This window comes from Sorangium sp. So ce296 (assembly GCF_051529605.1).
Classification (GTDB): Bacteria; Myxococcota_A; Polyangia; order Polyangiales; family Polyangiaceae; genus Sorangium; species Sorangium cellulosum_D.
Map to the genome: position 1 here is coordinate 1,513,256 of NZ_CP150325.1, position 24,352 is coordinate 1,537,607.

The window sequence follows — 24,352 nt, forward strand, 5'->3', positions numbered from 1 at the left end:
GGCGCCCCTCCCTCTCCGCGCGTCGAGGCCGTTGACGCTTACCCGGCGTCAGCCCGCGGATTCACCGCCGGCGCCGCCGCTCCCCGCAGCGCCACCGCCGGCGCCGCCGCTCCCCGCATCTCCACCGCCCTCGCCGAATCCGCCGACGCCTCCACCGCCCTCGCCGAATCCGCCGACGCCTCCACCGCCCTCGCCGAATCCGCCCTCACCTTTACCGCCTTCGCCTCCACCGCCGACGCCTCCACCGCCCGCGCCGACGCCCCAGCCGCAGTCCTGGGGATAGCCGCAGTAGCCGCCGCAATCGATCTGGGGAGGAATGCAGAGCTGCGGCTGCTCGCGGTTCCGCTCCAGGTCCTCCGGCAGGAACTTGAGGTGCTCGGTGATCCAGGCATCCAGCGCCTCGTAGCGCTCCTCGTCGCCCGGACGGAGCATCCCCTCGTCCGACAGCTGCTCGTAGATGCCCTTCAGCACCGCGTTGGGATCGAGCGCCGCGAAATCCTCGATCACGTCCTCGCACATCGCGATCGTGTCGGCCCAGCAGGCCTTATCGCTCTGGCACCCGCGCGCCAGCGCGTTCCCGCCGGCCAGGGGGACCTGCGGATACCAGCTCTGCCCCAGGCTGATGTCGACCGAGTACGGCAGGTACTGGAACAGGCCATCGGCCCGCTCGACGAGCACGACGTTGTTGCTGTTGTGGATCGCGTCGTCCCCGGTGGCGAGCACCCACGACAGGCACTGGAACCGGTGGAACGCCGGCCAGTCGATCCAGCCCTCGAGCGCGGCCTTGTAGCCCTCGCCCGGCGGCGTGTCGGCGATCGCCTGCTCGAGCTCCTTCGCGCGGGTGTTGTCGCACGTCTTCAGCTGGCAGTTCGCCGGGTCGTCGAAGATGCTGCCGCCGGGGATCACCACGTCGATCGGCTTCGGGATCCAGCCGCCCCCCGGGATGTTGCCGGCGAAGTCCCCGACGAACTCCCACATGTTGGCGCAGCCGCCGCCGAGCTTGTCCCCGACGCGCTCGCAGAACGCCTTCTTGTAGCGCTCGACCACGATGTAAGGGATCGACACCGCCGGCCCCCAGACGTTGCTCGAGACCCAGGCGTAGTTGGTCAGGGGGGCCGGGTAATCGAGGCGCGCATAGAGCTCGAGCGTGAAGCGCTCGCGGAAGATGGTGCCGACCTGGCCGTTGTTGAAGCGCACGTGCTCGAACCCGCCGAGCCGCTGCTTCTCGACGAACTCGTCCGCGTCGATGTTGAGGTTGGGAATGGTCCGCTTCGTCCAGGGCCGCATCGTCGACTGCCCGGCGATCCCCACCTGGACCTTGCCGTAATCGGCCGTCTTGCCCTCGGCGCCGGCCGTCGTCACCCACAGGTGATCCACGAAGGTCGCGTCTTCCCCGGTCGGTGAGTAGATATCCCCGAACCCCGGCCTCACAATGGGGCCCGGGCCGCCCTCGAGCCCATCGTTCATGATCTCGAGCTGCTCTTCCGAGACGGCGAGCCAGTAGCGATTGCCGATGGTGCCGAAGACGTCGAGCGCGAGATCGGCCACCTCGGTGTCCGCGACGGGCGCCCCCGGGAACTCCTCTGCGGGCGCGCCGCCGTCGCCGCCGCCGCCGTCGCCGCCGCCGCCGCCGCCGTCGCCGGCCCCGCCCTCCCCGTTCGTATAATAGTAGTTGTTGATGGTGTCCGGCGGATCGGCGCAGCCCGCGAGGAGGATGGCAGACGGGATGACCGAGAAGGCGAACAGCGAAATCGCTCGCGTGCGGAACGACCGAGACCGAGCCGAAAGAGACGGTAGCTGAGAGGGCATGAGTGCAACCTTTCCGCTACACGCCCACTGCAAAAATCATACCGTCCGTGGCAAAATTGTGACAGCGACGGTGGCGATGCTCCGGGGCCCTGCCGGCCCCGCAGATCCGGTGAGGTCTTCGAGGAGCTCACCCCGCGCGCCCCGCGCACCGCGCGGCGCGCGGCCTTCGCCCCCTCATGACACGGGGATCAGATCCTGGCACACTCCCCCGGAGTTGCGGCCATCTGTGCCAGCTCGCGATCCGACAGCGCGAGTCCCTCAACGCGCTTCCAGCGCGCGGCCCTCGCGCGGCGCACAGCCCACCTCGATGGCCTGTTCCGAGGACGGCTCGATCCACGGCCCGCGAGCCCTCCTGGCCTGATCGAGCGCGCCCGCGCCGCCGCCCCGCCGCCCGAGCGACGGCTACCGCCGGCCGCGCCTGCGCGCTACGTTCGCCGCGGTGGACGCACATCGACCGTCCGGCACCCGCCGCGCGCTGCTCATTGGCCTCCCCGTCGCCGCGCTCGCCGTGGCGGGCTTCCTCGCGCTCGGCCGCGACGAGCGCCCCGCCCCGAAGGCGCGGCCGTCGAGCGCGGAGCCCAGCGAAGGCGCGAGGCCGCAGCGACGCGACGAGTCATCCGCCGTCCCCCCGGCGCCGCCGCCGGCCGCTGCCCCCGCGAGCGCCGCGGCACGGCAGCCCGACGCAGCGCCGGCGGCGCTGGACGCGGACCCCGAGGCCCGCGTCCTCGAGCGCATGCGCGCCGCGCTGACGAGCGACCCGGAGGAGGTGCTCCGGCTCGACGACGCGGCGACGCGCGATCTCGGCGACAGCCCGCGCGCCGCCGAGCGCGGCCTGCTCCGCGTGCGGGCGCTCGTGCGCCTCGGCCGGGCCGGCGAGGCCCGCAGCCTCGCGGAAGACCTCATCGAGCGCTCTCCGGACGACCCCTCCGCCAGGAGCGCCGCCGCCTATATGGGGGTTCACCCCCGGCCGCGCGGCCCCTCGCGGTAAGGCGACATACCGCAGCTGCCTCACGGGAGAGGCGATGATCCCGCCTGGGCCGCTGCGACAAGCATCTTGTAACCATGGCAGAACATGGCGCGGCGAGTCACTGAACCGATTAAGATTTCGGGCTGGCTCGAACGTGCGTTTCTGGCGATAATCGGCCCCATGCGCAATTGGCTTCTTCTTGTTGGGGTTCTCCAGCTCGCCGCGGCGGGCCTCGGGTGCGGCGACGGGACGGGCGACGGCGGCGAGGGCGGCGCCGGCGGGGAGTCGGCGGACAACGGCCCGACCGGCAGCGGCTCCTGGGGCACCGCCGGGCCCACGGGCACGGGCGGCGCGCCCACGGGCGGGACCGCGAGCACGGGCACCGGCGAGCCCGTGGGCAGCAGCACCAGCAGCGGCGGAGAGCCCAGCACCTGCACGGCGGCGGACGAATGTCCGTTCGAGGCCGGGGTGGAGATCGCCTGCCGCCTCCGCTTCATGTACGGCGTGAACTACGCGTGGCGCGACTTCGGCGCCGACTTCGGCGGTCAGTCCCGGTGGAGCCAGGCGGGCATCTCGGGCAAGAAGGGCCAGGTGCTCTCCGACCTCCAGGACATGCGCGCCAACGGCGTCGACGTGGTCCGCTGGTGGATCTACCCCCGCTTCTACGGGGACCAGATCAACTTCGATGGGCAGGGCAACCCGACCGGGCTCGGCGGCACCTCGGCGCAGGACATCCTGGCGGCGCTCGAGCTCGCGGACCAGGCGCAGGTCAACGTGATGTTCACCCTGTTCTCCTTCGACGGCTTCTACAAGACGTCGCACGACCCGCCGGACGGCCTGACGGTCTGGAGCATGGGGCCGATCGTCGCGGACGCGGGCCGGCGGGCCAAGCTCATCGAGAACGTCGTCCGGCCGATCGCGAAGACGGTCGCGTCGAGCCCGCACCGCGGCCGCATGCTGGCCTGGGACGTCATCAACGAGCCCGAGTGGGCGATGACCGGGCCGAGCCTCTACGGCGGCGACCCGGCGTTCGAGGGGGACTCGAGCAAGTTCGATCTCGTCACGCACCAGCAGATGGAGGCGCTCGCCAAGGAGTCGGCCGCGGTGCTGCGGGAGGAGACCGGCGCGCCCGTGAGCGTCGGCAGCGCCGCGATCAAGTGGGGTCAGGCGTGGACCCGCGCGGACGTCGACTTCTACCAGGTCCACATGTACGGCTGGGTCAACGACTACTTCCCGTACGACAAGCCCCTGTCCGAGTACAACCTCACGGACAAGCCGGTCGTCATGGGCGAGTTCCCCATCAACATGGCCGAGATGGATGTGGGCTACGACAAGTTCGTGGGCGACCTCTTCAACATGGGGTATGCGGGCGCGATGTCCTGGTCGGTGACCGACGCGAACTTCCCCTGGTCGTCCAACAAGACGCGCGTGAAGGCGTTCGCCGATCAGCACCCCTGCGAGACGCGGTACTGAGCGCCGGGCGAGCGCCGCCGTCCGCGGCGAACCCGGTTGTCACGCCGGCGCGCCGAGCTCGTCCTAGATGAGCTCGGCCGCGCTCGCGTGACAGCTTGCCCCAGCGTGTGGCGCGTTGGCGCATCGCCGCGCGCGGCGCGCGAGCCGCGGCCCGCGATCGGGCCGCCGAGGCCGGCGCGCGGCGCGCTGGCGCTCGTCCTCCGTCTCCTCTGGGCACGTCGGTTGCTGGGCAAGTAGGCCCGCTGCTCACGGAGGTGTTCGCCTGTGTGAGCCACGAGCGTTGTTAACCAGCACCCACCAAGGAGAGCGACATGGCACGAGATCGCTACGATAACCGAGGCTTCCGTGACCAGGGGGCGCGCGACGACTGGCGCCACCGGGAAGAGCAGGGGCGCTTTCCAGGGAGCTACGATCAGCGCGGCTTCCGCGGCCACGAGGAGGAGCGGGACGCGTTCGAACGAGGCTCGTACAGCCGCGGCAACTACGCGAACCAGAGCGGCGGCAGCCGGCAGGGCGAGCTGGGCCAGGCGCCGCAGTACGGCCAGCAGGGGCGCGGCGAAGGCAGGGGCCCGTGGCAGGCGGGCGGCCAGCACGGGCAGGAGTACCGCGGCGGGTACGGCGGATACGGCGGGCGCGGGCAGGAGCAAGGCGGCTTCGGCGGGCGCGGCTACCGGGAGCACGAGGAGAGCCGCGCGTACGGACAGGACAGCCCCTCCTGGGAGCGGAGCGGCGGGCGCGGCGACCACTTCGGCGGTCGGGGCGCGGAGGACGAGCGCAGAGGGTTCGGCTCGGCGCAGCGAGGGCGCGACGAGAACCGCGGCTATTACGGCCGCGACGTGAACCGCGGGACCACCGGACAGGACGAAGGCCAGGGCCGCGGCTCGTACGGGCGCGACGACTACGGTCGCGACGATTACGGGCGCGAGGAGAACCGGCACCGCGGCTACGGGCGCGAGGAGGAGTACGAGGGCCACAGCTACCAGGGCCACAGCCAGGGCCGCGGCTATCAGGGTCGCGACGACTACCAGGGCCGCGGCTACCAGGGCCAGAGTCAGGGGCGCGACGATTACCAGGGCCGCGGCTATCAGGGTCGCGATGATTACCAGGGCCGCGGCTATCAGGGTCGCGACGACTACCAGGGCCGCGGTTATCAGGGGCGCGATGAGCACCAGGGCCGCGGCTATCAGGGTCGCGATGATTACCAGGGCCGCGGTTATCAGGGTCGCGGCTATCAGGGTGGCGACGACACCCAGGGCCGCGGCTATCAGGGCCGCGACGACCACCAAGCCCGCGAGAGCTACGGCCGCGGCTACGGGCGACAGGACGAGTACCAGGGCGGCGGCTACGGGCCCGGCGAGGGGCAGCACCGCGGGTATCGAGGCGGCGACGAGCGCCAGAACCCCGGCCATTACGGCTGGGGCGACGAGCGCGGCGGGTTCAGCGGCCAGCGCGGTCGCGACGAGCACCAGCGCGCCGGCGGCCGGGGCTGGGAGGCAGAGCGCGGCGATCGCCGCGACCGCGACGAGGACCGCGGCTACCAGGGCCGCAGCGACGAGCGCGAGGGCCACGGTCGCGGCCAGGAGCGCGGCGGCCAGGGCGACATCTACAACCGCCCGGAGCGCCGGCCCGGGTTCGGCCGCTTCATGGGCGACGAGATCCCGCAGGGGTACTCGACCCGGGTCCACGAGCGCGACGACGTGCGCGCCTCGCAGGGCCGCGACCGCTCCTCCGCCGAGGAGGGCGGTCGCTCCGAGCGCCAGAACCAGAACCGGTCCTGGAACTGAGCGCCTCCGCGGCGATCCGTCGCGCTAGACGCGCTCCCCTCCCCGCCCCCGGCGCGCAAACCACGCAGCGCTCCCGCCCCGCCTCCCCGCCCTCCTGTTCGAGTCCCCTCTTCCGGCGGCAGCGCCGCCCCTCGCTCACCCGACATCGTCGGAGCGCCCGCGCGCCAACCGATCTCCGCCTCTCCACGGCCGCATCACGGAGTCTGCACCGGTTTTCAGGGACAGATTGGTGTTGTGTGCGCCACGGACCTGCAGCATCCTCCGCCGCCATGAAGACAGCAGCTTATTCAACGTTCCCGAAGCTCGTTTCCGCCGTCTGCATCGCCTGGTCGGCGCTCGCGGGGTGCGGGGACGACGATCCGAACGGGGCGACGGGCAGCGGCGCCGGCTCATCGACCTCGACGACCAGCGCCTCGGGCGCGGGCGGCGACGGCGGCACGGGCGAGGGCGGCGCAGGCGAGGGCGGCGCAGGCGCGACGACGGCGTCGAGCACGAGCGGCACCGGCGGGAGCAACCCCTCCGGAGACACCGTCCGCTTCATCGGGCGCTTCGACACCACGAAGCCCGAAGGCCCCCGCTTCTCCTGGGCCGGCAGCGCGATCGCCACGCGGTTCTCGGGGACGTCGATCAGCGTCCGCTTCAACGACGCGTCGACCGCGGCGCAGTCCAACTTCTTCCAGGTGGTGATCGACGGCGAGTCGAAGGGCGTCCTCAAGGTCAACGCCGACGAGGAGCTCTACACGGTCGCCGAAGGGCTGCCCGACGGCGAGCACGATCTCCTGCTCCACCGCCGGACCGAGCCGCTGGTCGGCGTGACGCAGTTCCTCGAGTTCGTCCCGGAGCAAGGCGGGGAGCTCCTGCCGGTCGCGCCCGCGCCCGAGCGCCGTATCGAGGTGACCCGGTGTCGTCGTTGTCCGGGGGCAACCAGCAGAAGGTCGTGCTGGCCAAATGGCTGATGACTGAGCCGCGGCTGCTGATGCTCAACGACCCCACCCGCGGCATCGACGTCGGCACGAAGCAGGAGATCTACCAGCTCCTCCGCGAGCTGGCGGACGCCGGCACATCCATCCTCTTCTACACCACGGACTACGACGAGCTGATCGGCTGCTGTGACCGCGTGCTCGTCCTCTACCAGAACCGCGTGCAGGGCGAGCTCGTGGGGCCCGACATCACCGAAAAGAACATCCTGGATCTGGCCCTCGGTCTGCGCGGCGGGCCTGAGCGCGCGAAGCCCGGAGCCGAGCGCGCGCGAGCAGAGGCACGATGAAGGACTGGAAGCTCCGCCTGCGCCAGAACCAGGGCCTGCTCGTGGCCATCGGTCTGTGCATCTTCTTCTATGGGCGCTACTCGCTGTCCCATCCCAAGGGCTTCAGCGCGTCGCTGGTCGGGCAGAACGCCAACGAGTCGTTCGTGCTGGTGGCGGCGGCCATGGCCCAGACGATCCCCGTGCTGACCGGCGGCCTGGATCTGTCCGTGGGCGCGGTGATCACGCTCGTCAACTGCCTGGCCTCGCACGTCCTCGCCGGCAGCGCGTTCGAGAATTTCCTGGGCATCCTGCTATGCCTGGCCCTCGGCGTCGCGGCGGGCCTGATCAACGGCTGCCTCGTCGTGTACGGACGCCTGCAACCGATCATCGCCACCCTGGCCTCGGGCACGATCTTCCTCGGCATCGCGCTGTTCCTGCGACCGACGCCCGGCGGCCAGGTCGACGGCGATCTGGCGTTCGCGGCGACCTTCGATCTCAACGAGCTGCTGCAGGCCGCGGGCGCCGCTCCCCTCGACGGCGCGCTGGGCTCGATCGGCAGCATCCCGTCACCCGCGATCTGGATGGCGCTGCTCGCGCTGCTCTGGACCTACTACCGCCGTACCCGCTACGGCCTCGGCGCTTACGCCGTCGGCGCGTCGCAGGAGGCGGCGTACATGTCGGGCGTCCGCATCGAGCGCGTCAAGCTGGCCGCGTACACGCTGTCGGGGTTCTTCGCCAGCGTCGGCGGCCTCTACCTCGCGCTGCAGACGGCGTCGGGCAACGCCGACATCCCACAAGCCGGCTCCTACACGCTGAACTCCATCGCCAGCGTCGTGATCGGGGGCACCTCGTTGTACGGAGGGATGGGCGGCGCCATCGGCTCGCTCTTCGGCGCGCTGGTGCTCCGCTCCGTCGCCTTCAACTTCCGCGTCTTCGACGAGGGCTCGGCGCTCGGCTTCCTCGCCAACCCGCTCTACCAGCCGCTGTTCGAGGGCCTCATCCTGCTCGCGGCCGTCTGCCTCGGCGCGCTCTGGGTCTTCCGCCTCAAGAACCGGCTGCACATTTTCAGGTGAGCTCCATGCAACAGCTCCCTTTCCTCAAGAGCCGCTTCGGCGAGATCGACAAGCCGACCTGGTACGCGCTGCTGTCGATCGGCATCATCCTCGTGATCGGCTCGGTCGGCACGCTGATCACCCAGGGCACGCTCAGCTTCCTGAGCCCGCACTACCTCCTGCAACAGCTGCAGATCGCCGCCTTCCTGGGCGTGGCCGCCACGGGCATGATGATCGTCATCCTGCTCGGTCACATCGATCTCTCGCTGCCGTGGGTGCTCACCTCGAGCGCCATGCTGGCCGCGGGGCTCGGCGGCTGGGCCGCGTTGCCCTACGGCCTCGCCATCGGCGCCGCCGCGGGGCTCTTGAACGGGCTCGGCGTCGCCTACCTGCGCGTGCCCTCGATGATCTTCACCCTGGGCACGAACACCGTGCTTCAGGGGCTGATGGTGCTCTACACCGGCGGCTTCGCTCCGCGCAGCGAGGCGCCGGAGTGGATGGAAGTCCTGGCCGTCGGCAAGACGCTCTCGATTCCGAACTCGCTGTTCGTCTGGATCCTGGTCGGCGGCGTCGGCGCCTTCGTGCTGAAGAAGACCGCGCTGGGCCGCTACATCTACGCCGTGGGCAACCAGGAGCAGGCCGTCTATCTCTCGGGCATCAGGACGCACTGGGTGCTGATCGGCGCCTTCGTGATGTGCGGCGTGTGCTCCGCGATCACCGGCATGCTGCTGGCGGGCTTTTCGCACAAGGCCTACCAGGCCATGGGCAACGATTACCTCATGCCGGCCATTGCCGCGGTGGTGATCGGCGGAACCAACATCATGGGCGGACGCGGGACGTACCTCGGCACCGTCCTCGGCACGATCCTGATCGTGCTGCTCCAGAGCATGCTCAGCGTGCTGCAGATGCCCGAGGCCGGCCGTCAGATCATCTACGGTGCCGTGATCATCGCCATGCTGCTGGTCTACGGCCGACAGCATCAGGCGGGGCGATGAGCCGAACCGAGCTCAGCCACGAGCGTCGGCAGCGAGGCTCACCGCCCGGCGATGGCGCTCAGGCGAGCATGCCGTCGATCGGCCCGGAGCCCTGACCCTCACCGAAGTTCTCCGTCCACTCGGTCTTGTCCCGGACGGCGGCGGCGATGAGGCCGTTGAAGAGGCGGTTGTTCGTGACGTTGCCGGCGTCGATGTACTGCCCCTGCTTCAGGTAGCCGCCGCCGTTTCCGGCGATGATCGTCGGCACGTTGCGGAAGCTGTGCGACGGGCCGTCGGAGACGTGGTTCGTCCACATGACGATGGACTTGTCGAACAGGTCGCGCGCCTTGAAGTGGTCGAGGCCGTGGAGCAGCGTCTGCATGCGGACCACGTCGATCTCGGCGTGCGCTTGCTCGGCCGTCGGGTTGTTGCCCGTAGCTGCGTCCGATTGCACCCGGTGGCTGATGTGGTGGAAGGGCCAGCCGAGGCCCGCGTTCGACGGCACCGCATACTTCGTCCCATCCGTGCCGTCGCCGTGCTGCAGCGTCGCCACGCGGTTGAAGTTGCAGGCGAACGCCATCGCCACGAGCTCGAGGTGGAGCTTCGCGACGTCCTCGATCATGCCGTCCATCTTGAACGCGAAACCGCTCTTGAGCGCCTCGAGCTCCGACGTCGCGAGGCCCGCCTTGCTGCAGGTCGTGCCCATCTCGCCCATCGTGACCTCGGTGTCGCGGATGGAGTCGAAATGCTGCTGCAGGCGCTGCTTGTCGGCGGAGCTCAGCGCCGACATGCGCATCAGGCTGTTCAGCTCCTCCTTCACGAAGTCGTTCGCGCTCTTGCGGCTGCGGAGGAGCTCCTCCGCGAGCTGCGCGCCGTTGCCGCTTCCACCGCCGCTGTCCGCCAGGCCGACGAGCTTGGCGTAGAGCGCGTACGGGTTGTCGTCCGCCGAGCGCACCTGCCCGGCACCACCGGCCTTGAAGGAGATGCGCTCGGCGATGTACCCGTTCCTGCGGTTGCCGGCATAGAGCGTGAGCGGCTCGGCGCCGCCCTCGTTCACCAGCTCGGCGATGACCACGTCCGCGGACACGCCGGTCGCGGATGCGGTCTTGCCGCCGCCCTGCGCCGGGCGCGCGGTGAGCGCCTGACACAACCCCTGCGCGTGGCCGCAGTTGGTGGGCCCGTTCATGGGGAAGTTGATCCCGCGGATGAACAGCAGGTTCGCGGCGTGAGGCGCGAGCACGTGCGTCGCCTTGTCCGTCATGGCGCCGAGCCCCGCGGTCGTGAGCGGGCCAGTCTGGTCCGGGAAGAACTTTTTACCCACCACGCCGCACGCCGCCACGATGTAGAGGCTGAACACGGGCGCGTTGTCCGCAGCCCAGGCGGAGCGCGACGGCAAGCCCTCCAGGAACGGAAGGGCGATGGCGACGCCGCCGGCGCGCAGGAACGCGCGCCGATTCATCCCGCGCCGGCGCGCCACGTGCGGTTGAGTGAGGTTCGTAACGATCTTGGAGTTCACAGCGGGCCTCCCACGCGAGTCCGGAATGCTTCATCCTTCACGAGCTCGAGCATCATCTCTTTCACAGAGCCGCTGGCGCCGCGGCTCACGTCGGCGAGCGTCTCGACGAGCGGCAAGTCCGCCGGGATGACGTCGCGCTGCAGCGCGAAGCTCGCGAGCTTCTTGGCGTAACAGAGGTGAGCCTGCTCTCCCGCCGCCATGTGGTGCATCAGCTCGCCGGCGTCCGCGAACGACTTGGCCCCTTCGGTGAAGGAATAGACGCCGCTGCTGTCGATCGGCAGGCCTCCGTTCTCCTCATCCCGGTACAGCCCCATGCCGTCGAAGTGCTCGAAGGCGAAGCCGACGGGGTTGATGAGCGCGTTGTGGCACGTGCCGCCGCAGGCGGACGTGAGCTGCGTGATGCGTTGGCGGTTCGTCTGCCCGGGCTCGAGGGGCGGGACCGGCGGGATGTTGGGCGCCGGCGCGCCGAGCGGCGTGCACAGCACGTCGAGGTTGATGCTCACGCCGCGATGGATCGAGTCCGACTCGTCGTTCAGGGCGTTGAGCGTCAGGTAGGGGAGCTGCGAGAAGAAGCCGACGCGATCGGGACCGAGGTCTCGCTCCACGAGCTCTCGGCCGCTCGGCGAAAGGCCGTAGAGCTCCGCCATCCCCGGCCCCACGAAGCCCTTCGTGGACGTGAGGATGTCCTTGACGCCGAGGCCCTGGGTGAAGATCTTCTCGAAGAACAGGTACGCGCTCTCCTCGTACTCCGCGTTCAACGATTCGTTGTAGCTCGGCACGCCGAGCTTGCTGATCGTGGCGTAGCGATCGAAATGGAGCAGCTCGCGATGGAAGAACCGCATGCCCTTGGCCGCGGCGGGCTCCTCCAGCATGGACTCGGCGACCGCGGCGATCGTTTCCGGCGTCGTGAGCGTGGGCGCCTTGTCGAGCAGCGCGTCGTCCGGCGCGGAGTTGCGCAGCCAGAGCGATAGCTTCGCGGCGATCTCGTAACCGCTGAGCGGCTTGCGATCCTGGCCGAGCTCCGTGCGGTAGAGGAAGTGCGGCGACTGCAGCATCGTCCGAATCACGAGCTGCGCGCCCTTGGCGAACGTGCTCTTCGTGCCGGACATCGCCGCGCCGGTCTCGAAGAGCACCTCGTACTTGGCGACCTCGCCGTCCGTCAGCGGACGGCGGTACGCACGGCGCCCCACGGTCTTGATGAAGCCGGCCGCGTCCGTATCCGGGTACACCTTGGCGAGCGCCGCGTCCGAGGCCGTCACCTCCTCGGCGAGCGCCTCCGCCGCCGATTGGTAGTCGCTCCACGAGCGCTGGTTCACGCTGAGCAGGAGCTCGTTGTTCGTGAAGTCCGTCGTGCCGGCGACGGGCTTCTCGAACGATTCGGACAGCGAGGAAGGAGCGCCCAGGTTCAGGACCACCTGCACGCTGCTCGCCCACTGCGCGTTCGTGAGGCGCACGAACCGGTGGTACCGCGGCGCACCCGGCATATCGATGCCGCGCGCCTCGCCGCCGGTGGCCGGGCTGCTGCCGTCAGGCCCAGGGCCGATGCTCTCCTCTGGATCCCCCAAGGTGCCCGTGCACCCCGCGAGCAGGAGCGCCGTGACGCAGAGCCCCGCGCCGAGCCCCCGCCCGCGGCGCGGCGAGCCGGTCATCGAAAAAGACGGTGGGGTCATCATTGCCTCCTGACGGACCTCTCGTGGCTAGCAGTTCCCTTCGCATGACCAGCGATGCAACGACCATCGTGCTCGCTGAAGCGGGGCGCATCGTCCCGGTCGATGGCGCGCTCGAGGAGCTGGCCCTCACGGACGACCGGCATCAGGCCCCAGGCGCGGCTATGGGAGAACAAAATCCAACAGGCCTGGAGACGTCAGCCCCCAGCTGCGGACCTGCCCTCGGTACAGCATCGGTCAGCGAACGCTTCCGCGACGACGGAGCGAACGCTGTTATCGCGGAAGTCGTTCAGACAACGGAGGCCTCGCTGCGCGCCGCGAGACTGCCCAACCAGGGCCAAGCAAAAGGATACCCTTCGAGCCAAATGTTAACGGTAACATCTACGATGTCAATTCCAATCGACAAGACCGCGGGCATCCTCGAGTCCGGGACAGACCCAGGCTGGCGGCGCGCCTCCGGTGCGACGCGTCAAGAGAGGCGGACGTGACTCCGCTCACCTGAACACTGTAGTTGAGATTGTACAGCAGCGGCAGTCGAACGCGTGACCGGAAGGAACCGGTCGGCGGGTAAGCCGCGCAATGGGCGTGTACCGCAATCGATGGAGACAACGCGACGTCGAGGCAACGAAGCGCACAACGCGACCATTCCCTCGAAACCCGCAAAGTTGCCACGATCCGATGAGATTCCCGCTCCAAAGATCCGCGAAGTCGGACGATGAGGTGACACGCAGAACGATTTCCGCGCTCTCAGCCCATCTCATTCCCGCGCACGCACCAAAATTGCCATGTTCGAGCGCGCAACATGGTCGATTTGCCGATTGACTTGTGGATCGGCCACGCATGATCCTCACCAGTGAGGATACCCATGCTCAGGACACTGCTCGCCACCGCATTGTCGCTCGCGCCGCTCGGCTGCGGCAGCGACTTCGAGCCGCCGCTTGTCGCGGGGAGGGCCGTGCTCACCCTCGGCGCGAAGCAGCTCTTCCTCGATACGGGCAACAACGGAGAGACCGCGGTCGCGTTCGACGAGGACAACCAGCGCAGCTGGTACACGGATTGTGGGGTGAAAGGCGATGAGCTCGAGGTGATGATCCTCAACGATCCCATCCGGGAAAAGAAGGGGTTCTGGGGGATCACCCTCCGGGCGTCTCACGCGCTGGACGAGGACGCCTGGAACGTGTCCGCCAACCTCGGCGACGACGTGCTCAGCGGTGTTTGCCAGCTGAACCACAAGACCACACGCGACAAGGACCTTTACGAAGGGGAGCTCTCCGTGGCGGCGTGCATCGTGAAGGACCCGACCCCGGACCCGGACGGCCTGCAAGAGGGCCGCTTCGACGCCTTCGTCCGCGCCAAGAGGTGCGTCCTGCGCGACCCCGGTGGCAGCGGCGGATGACGGCTCAGCGCCCCGGCGCCGCCCGTGCGAGCGCCGCGCCGACCGCGGCCGCGGCGCCGTCCCACGTGGGCAGCGCCGGCGCGCGGAGCATCGCCGCGCGGCGCATGCTCGCCCTGAGCGCCCCGTCCTCGATGAAGCGGGAGAGCGCCCGCACGAGCCCCTCGCCGTCGTCCCAGAGCAGCGCCTCGGCACCGTCCTGCACGACCTCGGCGATCGCGCCGGCGCGGGCGGCGAGCACCGGCACGCCCGCGCGGACCGCCTCGGTGAGCACCATGCCGTACCCCTCCAGCCGCGAGGGCAGGACCAGCGCGTCCGTCTCGGCGAGCGCCGCCGCGAGCGCCTCGTCGTCGAGCACGCCGCGCGCCTCGACGCGCGCCCGCAGGTGCGCGGAGCCGTCGATCGCCCGGCGCACGCGCTCCGCATAGGCCGGATCGCGCGCCGCGTCGCCGACGAGGACGAGCGTGGCGCGCGCGCTCCCGACCCGCTCGAACGCCGCGAGCAGCTCCAGGAGCCCCTTGCGCGGGATGAAGCTCCCCACGAACGTGAGCCGCAACGGGCCGCCGTCCCGCGCGGCGCGAGGGCGCAAGGGGAGCCGGTCCGCGCCCGGCGGCGCCACGTCCACCCGGCCGACCCCGTGCTCGCGCCGGAGCCGCGCCGCGGTCGTCGCGCTCGTCGCGAGGTGCGCGTCGCAGAGCCGGAGCACCGCCGCCTCGGCGAGCGCGAGCGCCGCGCGCCGCGGGCCGGGCGGGAGCTCCCACGCGCTGAGGTGGTGCACGAGGAGCACGCGCGCGATCCGCCGCGGCAGCGCCGCGAACGCCGGGCCGAGCTCCGGGAAGCAGAGCTCGTCGCCGACCACGACGGCAGGGTCGAGCCGGGCGAGGCGCGCCGCGAGGGCGAGCCCGGCCAGCGCGCGCGACCGCGGCGCCGGATCGAGCGACACGACCTCGACGACATCGCCCTTCCGCCGCAGCCGCTCGACGACGAGCCGATCGTAGATGTACCCGCCCGTGATCTGCTCGAGGGCGCCGTAGACGATCCAGGCGATGCGCATGCGTCGACCCAGTACCACGGAACCCGGCCCGCCCCGCGCGGGCGGCCAGGCGCCGCGCCCGGGTGTCACGCGTCGGGCGGGGGCCTCCGGCGCGCCCTCCACCCCGACAGCTCCCCCGCCGCGATCAGACCGGCGCCCAGCGCGAAGCACACCAGCGAGGTCGCCAGCGCGGGCAGCGGGATGTCGCGATCGCCGCCGTTGTACGCCTCGACCGTGGACGTGAGGAGCCAGTACTGGAACGCGCAGAGCATCGCCACGGCGAGCACCCTCGCGCTCATCGCGCCCTTCGCGCCCGGGCGCAGGTCGTGCTTCGGTCCAGGGATCGGCATCGCTCACCTCACGTCGCGCGCCGCCGCGCGAACCCGACCGCGAACACCTTGCCGTCCTCGACCGCCAGCGCGATCCGCCCGAGCGGCCGCAGGTCGCGCGGCGGACCGGACGTGCCCTCGCCGGAGGCCACGTCGAAGCGGCCGTTGTGGCAGTAGCACCGGAGGTGCTCTTCCCCGCCCTCCCGCGCGTATGAGACCGGACATCCGAGGTGGGAGCACTTCTGCTCGAACGCCAGGAGCTCGCCGTTCTCCCGGCGGATCAGCAGCGCCGGCGTCGTCTCGTCCGGGTAGCGAAAGGCCACGGCGCTCCCCGGCGCGAGATCGTCGATCCGCGCGATCTCCATGCGGCCGGGCGGCTCCGAGGGCGGGCGGCGCGAGCGGAGGTACACCACGGCGTTGCCGGTCGCGAGCCCGCCGCTCAGCAGCACGAGGAAGCGGGCGAAATCGCGGCGGGTCACGTGGTCGTCGCCCTCGGACTCGTAGGGGAAGTCCTCTCGCCACTTGGGCAGATCCTCCGCGCCCATCACAGAAACTCCGCCTCCGACCGCGCCTCCTCCGGCGCTCGCTCGTCGCCCGCGCCCGTCGCCAGGGCGGTCGCGAGCGCCGCGGGGCCGCCGCCCTCGTCGAAGGCGGGCAGCTCGACCGCCATCTCGTCCACGTCGTGCGGCACCATCACGTGCACGCGCGTCGCGATCCGCTGCTTGCCGAACCGCCAGCGGTTGATCGGCTTGCTCGCCGGCCGCTGCTGCGCGATCTCCTCGCGCGTCCCGTAGAACAGCGCGCCCGTGGGGCAGACCGTCGCGCACATCGGCTTCTTCCCGGCGCTCGTCCTGTCGAAGCACATGTCGCACTTCTGCATTTGCTGGATCTCCATCTTGATGATCGGGACCCCGAACGGACACGCGAGCTCGCAGTTCCCGCACGAGATGCACCGGGGCTTGAGGCTCGAGTGCACGATCCCGTTCTCGTCGACCTTGATGGCGTCCGCGGGGCAGACCGACGCGCACGTCGGATCGGCGCAATGCATGCAGACCATCGGCGCGGTCTGGAGCGACACGCCCGGCGCGACGAGGTCCACGTGCACCATCGGCAGCCCGCGGTGCGTGTGGCACTCCGAGCACGCCGCGGCGCACGCCTGGCAGCCGATGCACCGCTGAAAATCGATGAAGAAATCCCGCACCACGGCGCTCATGAGGCCTCCAGCTTGAGCTCGGCGAACAACGATCGCGCCCGAGCGGCTTCGGCGCGCGTGGCGGCGCGCACCCTGCACGCCGCGACCTTGAACTCCGGCATCTTGCTCACGGGATCCAGCGCGCGGACCGTGAGCTGGTTGGCGGCGAGCTCCTCGGGCCAGTGGTACGGCAGGAACACCGTGTCCGGGCGGATCGCCTCGACGATCCGGAGCGGGACCGTGATCCCGCCGCGCCGGGTCTCCACCGTGACCAGCTGCCGGTCGACGAGGCCGAGCCGCGCCGCGGGCGCGGGGTGCATCTCGCAGACCGGCCCGGGGCTCTTCTCGACGAGGAACTTGATCCGCCGCGTCTGCGTCCCGCTGAGGTAATGAAAGACGCTCCGGCCCGAGGTCATGTACAGCGGAAACTCCGCGTCGGGCACCTCCGCGCTCGGGCGATACGGCGTGGGGATCAGCTTGAACTTGCCGTCGGGGTGGTAGCTCCTCCCGTCCTCGAAGAGCCTCGGGGTGCCCGGGTGCCCTTCCGACGGGCAGGGCCAGAACACCCCCATCTCCCGCTCCACGCGCTCGTACGTGATGCCCGCGTAATCGGCGGTCCCTCCCGCGCTCGCGCGGCGCAGCTCGTTGAAGATGTCCTCGCTGCTCGAGAAGCGGAAGCGCTCCTCGCCTCCGAGCCGCCTCGCGAGCTCGAGGAGGATCCACGTGTCCCGCCGCGCGTTGCCGGGAGGGTCGACGGCGGCGCGGAGGCGCACCACGCGGGCCTCCGCCGTCGTCGAGGTGCCCTCTTCTTCCTCGTGCAGCGAGCCGGGCAGCACGACGTCGGCGTAGCGGGCCGTCTCGCTCATGAAGAAGTCGATGACGCAGAAGAACTCGAGCCCCTCGAACGCCTCGCGGGCGAAGCCCGTGTCGGGGTGGCTGACCATGGGGTTGAAGCAGATGTTGAGGAGCCCGCGGATCTCGCCCGCGTGGATCGCCTCGACGATCTCCACGGTGGTCTTGCCCTTGCGCGGCAGCTCGGCGTCGGAGATCCCCCAGACGTCGCAGATGTGCCTGCGGTGCTCCGGGTTCTCGATGTCGCGGTTGCCGGGGAGCTGATCGCACTTGTGCCCGTGCTCGCGCCCGCCCTGGCCGTTGCCCTGCCCCGTGATGGTCCCGTAGCCGCAGCCCTTGCGGCCGATCCTGCCGGTGGCGAGCACGAGGTTGATCAGGCTGAGGACGTTCTCGACGCCCTTCGTGTGCTGCTCCACGCCGCGCGCGTGCAGCAGGAAGCTCGTCTTCGCCTGCCCCCACGCCGCGGCGACCTCGCGGATGAGCGCCGCCGGGACGCCGCAGATCTCCGCGGCCCACTCGGGCGTGCAGCGCTCCACCGAGGCGCGGAGCTCGGCCCAGCCGGTGCAGCGCTGCTCGACGAACTCCCGGTCGAACCAGCCGTTCGCGACGAGCTCATGGAGCAGCGCCTGGTTGAGCGCGCTGTCGGTCCCCGGGCGGAGCGCGACGTGGTGGTCGGCGGTGCGGGCGATGGGCGTCTCGCGCGGATCGACCACGATGAGCTTCGCGCCCCGGTCGCGCGCCTTCCAGATGTAGTGCGTCAGCGTCGGGAAGCACTCGCTCACGTTGGTGCCCGCGAGCAGCACGACGCCGGCCTCGGGGATGTCTTCCCAGGGGTTCGCGGCGCGGTCGATCCCGAACGCCTTCTTGTTCCCCGCGCCCGCGGAGACCATGCAGAACCGGCCGTTATAGTCGAGGTTGGCGGTGCCGAGCGCGAGGCGCGCGAACTTCCCCACGAGGTAGCTCTTCTCGTTGCTCAGCGAGACCCCGCTCAGCATCGCGAAGGCGTCCTTGCCCCGCTTCGCCTGGATGGCGCGCACCTTCGACGCCACGAGATCGAGCGCCTCGTCCCAGCCCGCCTTCCTGAACCCGGCCCCGTCGCGGATCAGCGGGTCGGTCAGGCGGTCGGGGTGGTGCGTCTGCATGTACCGCTTGACCCCCTTCGGACAGAGCCGCCCCTCGTTGAACGGGAACTCCTCCCACGGCTCGATCCCGATGACCCGGCTGCCCTTGACCTGCAGCTTCACGCCGCACTGCATCCCGCAGAAGCAGCAGTGCGTCTCGACCAGCCTGTCGGGCTCGGGCTTAGGTCCCCACCCGGTCACGGGCGAGTCCGAGACGTGCGGCCCGTACTCGCGGATGTAGTCGGAAATTGGCAATCTCAGGTGAGCCATGTGTCGTCTCCTCCGCTCCGTCGCTCACGAGAAGCGGCCGCCGCGCGCGCGATGGTGCGCGCGGCCGATGAGCATCCGCCGCCCCCGCGGGGAGAGCTCGCTCCACGCAGGCCCGGCCCCCGCCCGCGCCGCGTAGTCGAACCCCACCTCCGCGAGCACCTCCTTGAGATCGTCGGTCTGGAGCTTGGCCGCGAACGCCTCGCCCGTGACCGGACAGACCGCCTTCTCGCCCCGGTCGCCCGCCTCCTTGTAGAACGTGACGCCCACCGAGGCGGGGCGCTGGAACACGTGAAACAGCTTGCCGAACGGCAGGTAAACGAGCGTCACGATCACCGTCAGCGCGTGGACCTGGGCGAGCGCGCCGTAGAAATACCCGTGCAGCCACTCGTAGCTCACCCAGAGCAAGAGCCCGCTCGCGCTCACGGCGAAGAGCAGGAGGAGCGGCAGGAGGTCGCGCTCGAAGCGCTGGACCGCCACCGCGCCGCCCTCCCGCATGCGGCGGAGCAGGGCGAGCATCACCCCCGGGACGACCATGAAGCCGCTGACGACGAGCGCGTGAAAGATCGCCCACCCCACGACGCCGTGGACCGGGATCTCGGACACGCGGACCCCGAAGAGCACCACGCGATAGACCGCGCCGGCGGCGCCGGCCTCGAAGTGGAGCCAGCCGAACACGAGCGGGAACGTCACGGCCGCGGCGAGCGCGCAGCCCCACGCGATGAGCATGTGCGCGATCCAGCGGGTCAGGCCGCGACGCAGGATGAAATCCTGCGCGATGATCTTCGACCACAGCGCCTTGACGATGAGCGTCGGGCGGCGGAGGCGCGGCCAGCGGCGCCGCGAGAAGAGCACCTCCACGCCGCGGACCCAGTACTTGCGGGTCGGCGGCTTGCTGAGCCAGACGGAGTACCGGTACACGACCCCGAAGGTCATGAAGAGGCATGCGAAGGTGTAGCCCACGAGCGCGGAGTCGAAGTCGGCGAGGTCGCGGCTGCCGAGGACGATGAGCGCCGCGAGCGCGGCGGCGGCGGCGGTCCCGTTGCGGACCGCGCCCCAGTGCGCGAGCGGGGCGCGCCGCGACGCGCTCGCGGCGGCGCCGGGGCGCGCGGGCGGCGCGCGGAAGTCGGTGAGCTCCGCGCTCATGGCTGCGCTCCCGTGCCGGCCGCCGCGCCCCGCCCCGGCGGCGTGGAGAGGTGCGCCCGCGCGTCGTCGGGCCCCGGCGCCTGCCGCGGCGCCCAGAGGGGGTAATCGACGCCCGCGAGGCGATTGATGAGGATGGCCTGCGCCGTGAGCAGGGCGACGCCTCCGAGGAGCACCAGGAACATCGGCGGCCGGTCCAGGATGCCCAGCGAGACGATGAGCGTCGTGGCGCCCGCGGGCGGGTGGGGAGCTCGGGCGAGCACCATGAGGCCCGCCGTGAGCCCCAGCGAGAGCGCGGCGGCGAGGGCGCGCGGGAGGGTCACGCTGGCGGCGGTCGCAGGGCCCGCGTGCGTCAGCCCCGTGACGAACAGGCTGAAGTAAGCGGCCGCGATACCGATGCTGTGCCCGATGAGGGTGTTGCGCGGCGCGGCCGAGGCAGCCCGCGGCGTGTAGAAGAAGAGGAAGGCGGTCGGACCGAGCGACGGAAACACGAAGGGCTCCTTCGTCACGGCGGCGAGGGCCGCCATCAGGCCGATGCTCACGAACCCGTTCACGAAGCTGAACGCGGCGAGCACCGGCACCTGTGCGTAGCGCTGGAGGAGCCGCGGCAGCCGCAATCGCGAGAAGATCCCGCGCGCGACGTCCGACATCTCGCCGCCGAGCGGGTGGCGCGGCGAGATCGGGCCGTAGCCGCGGCCGGCGCCCCACGGCTCTTCGTGCATCCTGGATCGAATGTCCCTGTCTTCCATCATGGGCTGGGGCCTTCGCATTCGCTCGCCGCCGCGTCCAGCGTTACCGGGCAGACGCGACACGGCGGGCTCGACCGCCTTCCGGCCACGTAGTCACTGATGCAGCACGATTGCAGTAGAACAGGTGCCGTTGCCCGGCAGCCTCGACGTGCATCCATGTGGCCCCGAAGACGGAACAAGCCGTGCGCCGGGTTCCATGATCACGACGATTCAGGAGAGCCCCGAGCGATTCGTGAGAAACCGCGCGTGTCATCCGGACGCGACCGGGCCAGCCTGAATGGCGTTCATGAAGAGATCGTGTCGGCGGAATACGCGCGGCTCGCGATTGTTTCGGGATCGGGATTGTTTCGGGATCGGGATTGTTTCGATAGTGTTTCGATAGTGCGCGCCGACTGCCCTCCTCAGCGGGCGGTCGCCTCGGCGCGCAGCTGCGCCAGCGCGGGTCGCTCCTCGCGCGAAAAGGGGGAGGTGCCCGCCTCGGGACGCGAGAGGCGGAGAAGGATCTCTCCGGACGCGCCCAGCTCGACCCGGAAGCACGCGAGCGCGCTGCACTCGGCGCCGATCGGGTGACCGGTCGAGAGGTCGAAGGCGAGCCCGTGAAGAGGGCACTGGACGACGTTGCCCCCGAGGAGCCCGTCCGCGAGCGGCCCTTCCCGGTGAGGGCAGCGCGCCTGCACGGCGAACAGCTCCCCTGCTCGCGTCCGGAACACGGCTACCTCGTAGCCGCCGACATGAAACGCCTTCCCTTCTCCTTCGGGTATCTGGCCCAGCGGGCCGAGGTTGAAGATGGTCATCTCCTTCTGCGCGACATCGATCATCACCCGAACTCCTCCCCGGCCGGCGCACGGGCCGGCTGGATGACACCCCTCGTATCCGCGGGCCGGGCGCTGGCCCGGCGCTCCTCTCCGCCGATCCACGGCCTACTCCGCCTGCGCGGGCGCGCCGCTCGGCGGCGGGAGCAGCGTCGTGAACTGGGACGGATGGATCGGGCTGTCGGCCTCGCTCCAGGGGTCCGCGTACGCGTCGACCGAGGCCTGGACCTCCGCGTCGAGGCGCGCCGCGATCCCTTCGGCGTCGTCCACGATCACCCTCCGCACCTTCTCGATGCCGACACGCTCGACGAAATCGTACGAGCGCTCCATGTACCTGGCCTGCTCTCGGTAATACTGCATGAAGCGGCCCGCGTAGCGGATGACCTCCTCCTGCGTGTCAACCACGCAGAGCAGGTCTCCCTTCCTGACGCGCGAGCCGGCCCCGCCTCCCACGTAGATCTCCCACCGGCCCCCCTCGATGGCGACGGCGCCCACGTCCTTGGTCGTCGCCTCCGAGCAGTTGCGAGGGCAGCCGGCGGTGGCGAGCTTCAGCTTGTGGGGCGCCTCGAACCCCTGGAACCGGCGCTCGATCGCGATGCCGAGCGCCGTGCTGTCCCCGACCCCGTAGCGGCAGAACTCGCTGCCGACGCACGTCTTGCAGGTGCGGAATCCCTTCGTGTAAGCGTGACCGGACGGCATGCCCAGGTCGCGCCACACGTCCGGCAGCCGCTCCTTCGCGATGCCGAGGATGTCGATCCGCTGGCCCCCCGTGATCTTCACCATCCTCGCGTCGTACCGTTCGGCCACGTCGGCGATCTTCCGGAGCTGGGCCGGCGTCGTGACGCCTCCATAAATGCGCGGGATGACGCTGAACGTGCCGTCGCGCTGGATGTTCGCGTGCACCCGATCGTTGATGAAGCGCGCGTCGCGCTCGTCCTCATACGCTCTCCCCCAGATGCTCTTGAGCAGCGAGGCGAGCCCCGGCTTGCTCGCGACGTCTTCCTGCCCGCCCGCGAGCTCCCGGAACACGGACGAGACGCTGCGCAGCCCGCGCTCCTGGATGAGCCGGACGAGCTCCGGCTTCGCGTAGGGCACGCCGGGCACGTAGTAATGGGCCGAGGGGTCCTCCGCCGCGCCGCTCCCGAGGACCAGCTCGAGGACGGCCTGCACCTGCGGCTTGCACGCCCCGCAGCCCGACCCGGCGCGCGTCGCGGCGCACGCCTGCCGGAGCGTGCGGCACCCGCCCCGCGCCGCCGCGGCGATCTGACCTTTCGAGACGCCGTTGCAGTTGCATACCTGCGCCTCGTCCGGCATATCCGCCACGCTGGGCTCGCCCGCGCCGGCGTGGGCCCCGGGGAAGAGGAGCGCCACGCGATCCTCGGGGATCTTGAGGCCCCGCTCGAACGCCTGGAGCAGCTTCCCGGCGGGCGCCCCGCCGCCGAGCAGGATGGCGCCCGCCAGGGTCCCGTCCCGGATCACGAGCTTCCGGTAAATCCCGTGCGAGGGCTCGGCGTAGGAGACCTCTTCCTCTGCGTCGGTCGCGGCGCGCTGCTCCCCCATCACCAGGAGATCGATGCCCATCACCTTGAGCTTGGTGGAGACCTTCGAGCCCGCGTACGCCGCGTCGGGCCTGCGCTCCGTGAGCCGATCGGCCAGGATCTGCGCCTGTTCCCACAGGGGAGCCACGAGCCCGTAGGTGCGCCCGCGGTGCTGGGCGCACTCGCCGAGCGCATGGACGTCCGGATCGTCGGGCGAGCAGAGGTCGTCCCCCACGACGATCCCCCGCTCGACCGTGAGCCCCGCGTCGCGCGCGAGCTCTGCGTTCGGGCGGATGCCGGCGGAGATCACCACGAGATCGCACGCGAGCTCGCTCCCGTCCTCGAAGCGGAGCCCCTCGACCCGCTCGTCTCCGAAGATCTCCCGGGTCGATTTCTCGAGGTGGATGACGAGCCCCATGTCCTCCAGCGCGCGCCGGAGCACGGCTCCGCCGGCGGCGTCGAGCTGGACCTCCATGAGGTGCTTCATCAGGTGCACCACGTGCACCTCCAGGCCGAGCCCGAGCAGGCCCCGCGCGGCCTCGAGGCCGAGGAGCCCGCCGCCGATCACGGCGGCCCGCCGCGACCGCCTCGCGTGCTCGATGATGCCGCTGCAGTCATCGAGCGTCCGGAACACGAAGACGCCGCTCTTGTACCCTCCGCCCTCCCGCTCCAGCCCCTCGAGCTTCGGCACGAAGGCGCGGCTGCCCGTGGCGATGACGAGCTTGTCGTAGGCCTCGACGACGCCCGAGGCGCCGCGGACGGTCTTGCTCCGGCGGTCGATCGAGGCGACCCGGACCCCGGCGTGGAGACGGACGCCGTTGTCCTCGTACCACGACAGAGGGTTGATGAAGATATCCTTCGGATCCTGGATTCCCGCAAGAACGTTCGATAACAGGATGCGGTTGTAGTTGCCGTACGGCTCATCGCCGAACATCGCGATCTCGAAGCGGTCCCTGCCCCCCCGCGCGACGAGATCCTCCACGAACCGCGCGCCGGCCATCCCGTTGCCGATCACCACGAGGCGCTTTCTCTCCCTTTTTGGGGCCGCCTGCCCGTTCCTGCCGATCGTGCCCCCGTCGTCGACGGCAGATCCAGGTTCATCGCTCATGAGATCCAGTCCTCCCTTGTTCTTCAGGCAGCCGCTCGACGCGGGCTGCGCGCGTCCCCGAGCGCCATCGCCCGCGGTCCTACGCAAGCGCTCGTCGGGCCATCCGGACTGCGGCCCTTCGACGTCACGAGGACGCGGCGGAGCGGGCTCGGTCGCGTTCTCACATCGAGTTGCTGATGCAACATGGATACAAAAATTGATCCAACCCCGCGCGGGTCGTCCTGAGCGCCGCGCCTTTGTGGCCCACAAGACGGAACAGGGGGGTGCCGGGTTCCGGGTGTGGTGACGAATTGTGGGATCGCGATCGCGCGTCGCGAGACACCGCGG

The 24,352-nt window shown here is 70.4% G+C and carries 19 protein-coding genes and 1 pseudogene; 8 read left to right on the forward strand and 12 right to left on the reverse strand.

Annotated elements, in window-relative coordinates; genetic code table 11:
- Nucleotides 1-48: 48 nt before the first annotated feature.
- A complete protein-coding gene (locus WME98_RS05690; protein WP_437950344.1) occupies nucleotides 49-1,809 on the reverse strand; it encodes a hypothetical protein in 1,761 nt (586 codons plus the stop codon).
- A gap of 439 nt (nucleotides 1,810-2,248) precedes the next feature.
- On the opposite strand from WME98_RS05690, the gene WME98_RS05695 reads away from it, so the two are divergent.
- The 7 genes and pseudogenes from WME98_RS05695 to WME98_RS05725 all read left to right on the forward strand — a co-directional run bounded on the left by WME98_RS05695 (nucleotide 2,249) and on the right by WME98_RS05725 (nucleotide 9,326).
- Nucleotides 2,249-2,797 (forward strand): tetratricopeptide repeat protein, encoded by a 549-nt coding sequence (locus tag WME98_RS05695; protein ID WP_437950345.1) that lies wholly within the window; start codon nucleotides 2,249-2,251, stop codon nucleotides 2,795-2,797.
- A 159-nt stretch (nucleotides 2,798-2,956) separates the two neighbouring features.
- Complete coding sequence (locus WME98_RS05700) at nucleotides 2,957-4,249, forward strand: endo-1,4-beta-glucanase (RefSeq protein ID WP_437950346.1); 1,293 nt, start codon at nucleotides 2,957-2,959, stop codon at nucleotides 4,247-4,249.
- Nucleotides 4,250-4,560: 311 nt separating this feature from the next.
- Nucleotides 4,561-6,033, forward strand: coding sequence for a hypothetical protein (locus tag WME98_RS05705; RefSeq protein WP_437950347.1), 1,473 nt, complete (start codon nucleotides 4,561-4,563; stop codon nucleotides 6,031-6,033).
- A 269-nt stretch (nucleotides 6,034-6,302) separates the two neighbouring features.
- On the forward strand, nucleotides 6,303-6,989 hold the full coding sequence (locus WME98_RS05710; protein WP_437950348.1) for a hypothetical protein: 687 nt from the start codon (nucleotides 6,303-6,305) through the stop codon (nucleotides 6,987-6,989).
- Nucleotides 6,932-7,300: pseudogene (locus WME98_RS05715) on the forward strand (ATP-binding cassette domain-containing protein); the annotation flags it as partial. The gene WME98_RS05710 and the pseudogene WME98_RS05715, both read left to right, overlap by 58 nt.
- Entirely contained in the window at nucleotides 7,297-8,352 is a 1,056-nt protein-coding gene (locus WME98_RS05720; protein ID WP_061629852.1) for an ABC transporter permease, read from the forward strand. The pseudogene WME98_RS05715 and the gene WME98_RS05720, both read left to right, overlap by 4 nt.
- Nucleotides 8,353-8,357: 5 nt before the next feature.
- Nucleotides 8,358-9,326 (forward strand): ABC transporter permease, encoded by a 969-nt coding sequence (locus tag WME98_RS05725; protein ID WP_437950349.1) that lies wholly within the window; start codon nucleotides 8,358-8,360, stop codon nucleotides 9,324-9,326.
- Nucleotides 9,327-9,384: 58 nt separating this feature from the next.
- On the opposite strand, the gene WME98_RS05730 is transcribed toward WME98_RS05725, so the two are convergent.
- On the reverse strand, nucleotides 9,385-10,821 hold the full coding sequence (locus WME98_RS05730) for a DUF1552 domain-containing protein (protein WP_437950350.1): 1,437 nt from the start codon (nucleotides 10,819-10,821) through the stop codon (nucleotides 9,385-9,387).
- The gene (locus WME98_RS05735; RefSeq protein WP_437950351.1) at nucleotides 10,818-12,491 is read right to left on the reverse strand and encodes a DUF1592 domain-containing protein; all 1,674 of its coding nucleotides are present in this window, start codon (nucleotides 12,489-12,491) and stop codon (nucleotides 10,818-10,820) included. Before WME98_RS05735 ends, WME98_RS05730 begins: the two co-directional genes overlap by 4 nt.
- Nucleotides 12,492-13,353: 862 nt before the next feature.
- Here WME98_RS05735 and WME98_RS05740 point away from each other — a divergent pair.
- Nucleotides 13,354-13,884: a hypothetical protein gene (locus WME98_RS05740; protein ID WP_437332503.1), complete on the forward strand. Its 531-nt coding sequence runs from the start codon at nucleotides 13,354-13,356 to the stop codon at nucleotides 13,882-13,884.
- Between the two features lie 4 nt (nucleotides 13,885-13,888).
- On the opposite strand, the gene WME98_RS05745 is transcribed toward WME98_RS05740, so the two are convergent.
- From WME98_RS05745 to nirB, 9 genes are all read right to left on the reverse strand, one after another.
- Nucleotides 13,889-14,935: a glycosyltransferase family 4 protein gene (locus tag WME98_RS05745; RefSeq protein WP_437950352.1), complete on the reverse strand. Its 1,047-nt coding sequence runs from the start codon at nucleotides 14,933-14,935 to the stop codon at nucleotides 13,889-13,891.
- 65 nt (nucleotides 14,936-15,000) lie between these two features.
- A complete protein-coding gene (locus tag WME98_RS05750; RefSeq protein WP_437950353.1) occupies nucleotides 15,001-15,264 on the reverse strand; it encodes a DUF6755 family protein in 264 nt (87 codons plus the stop codon).
- Between the two features lie 8 nt (nucleotides 15,265-15,272).
- Nucleotides 15,273-15,788 (reverse strand): ubiquinol-cytochrome c reductase iron-sulfur subunit, encoded by a 516-nt coding sequence (locus WME98_RS05755; RefSeq protein ID WP_437950355.1) that lies wholly within the window; start codon nucleotides 15,786-15,788, stop codon nucleotides 15,273-15,275.
- A complete protein-coding gene (locus WME98_RS05760) occupies nucleotides 15,788-16,456 on the reverse strand; it encodes a 4Fe-4S dicluster domain-containing protein (protein ID WP_437950356.1) in 669 nt (222 codons plus the stop codon). Before WME98_RS05760 ends, WME98_RS05755 begins: the two co-directional genes overlap by 1 nt.
- Complete coding sequence (locus tag WME98_RS05765; RefSeq protein WP_437950357.1) at nucleotides 16,453-18,678, reverse strand: molybdopterin oxidoreductase family protein; 2,226 nt, start codon at nucleotides 18,676-18,678, stop codon at nucleotides 16,453-16,455. The genes WME98_RS05760 and WME98_RS05765 overlap by 4 nt, the downstream gene beginning before the upstream one ends.
- Before the next feature lie 24 nt (nucleotides 18,679-18,702).
- The gene (locus WME98_RS05770; RefSeq protein ID WP_437950358.1) at nucleotides 18,703-19,821 is read right to left on the reverse strand and encodes an MFS transporter; all 1,119 of its coding nucleotides are present in this window, start codon (nucleotides 19,819-19,821) and stop codon (nucleotides 18,703-18,705) included.
- A complete protein-coding gene (locus WME98_RS05775) occupies nucleotides 19,818-20,540 on the reverse strand; it encodes an HPP family protein (RefSeq protein WP_437950359.1) in 723 nt (240 codons plus the stop codon). The genes WME98_RS05770 and WME98_RS05775 overlap by 4 nt, the downstream gene beginning before the upstream one ends.
- Before the next feature lie 428 nt (nucleotides 20,541-20,968).
- On the reverse strand, nucleotides 20,969-21,385 hold the full coding sequence (locus WME98_RS05780) for a Rieske (2Fe-2S) protein (protein WP_437950360.1): 417 nt from the start codon (nucleotides 21,383-21,385) through the stop codon (nucleotides 20,969-20,971).
- Between the two features lie 102 nt (nucleotides 21,386-21,487).
- Nucleotides 21,488-23,917 carry a nitrite reductase large subunit NirB gene (gene nirB, locus WME98_RS05785; RefSeq protein WP_437953957.1) on the reverse strand — a complete coding sequence of 810 codons (2,430 nt, stop codon included), beginning with the start codon at nucleotides 23,915-23,917 and terminating at the stop codon, nucleotides 21,488-21,490.
- Nucleotides 23,918-24,352: the final 435 nt, after the last annotated feature.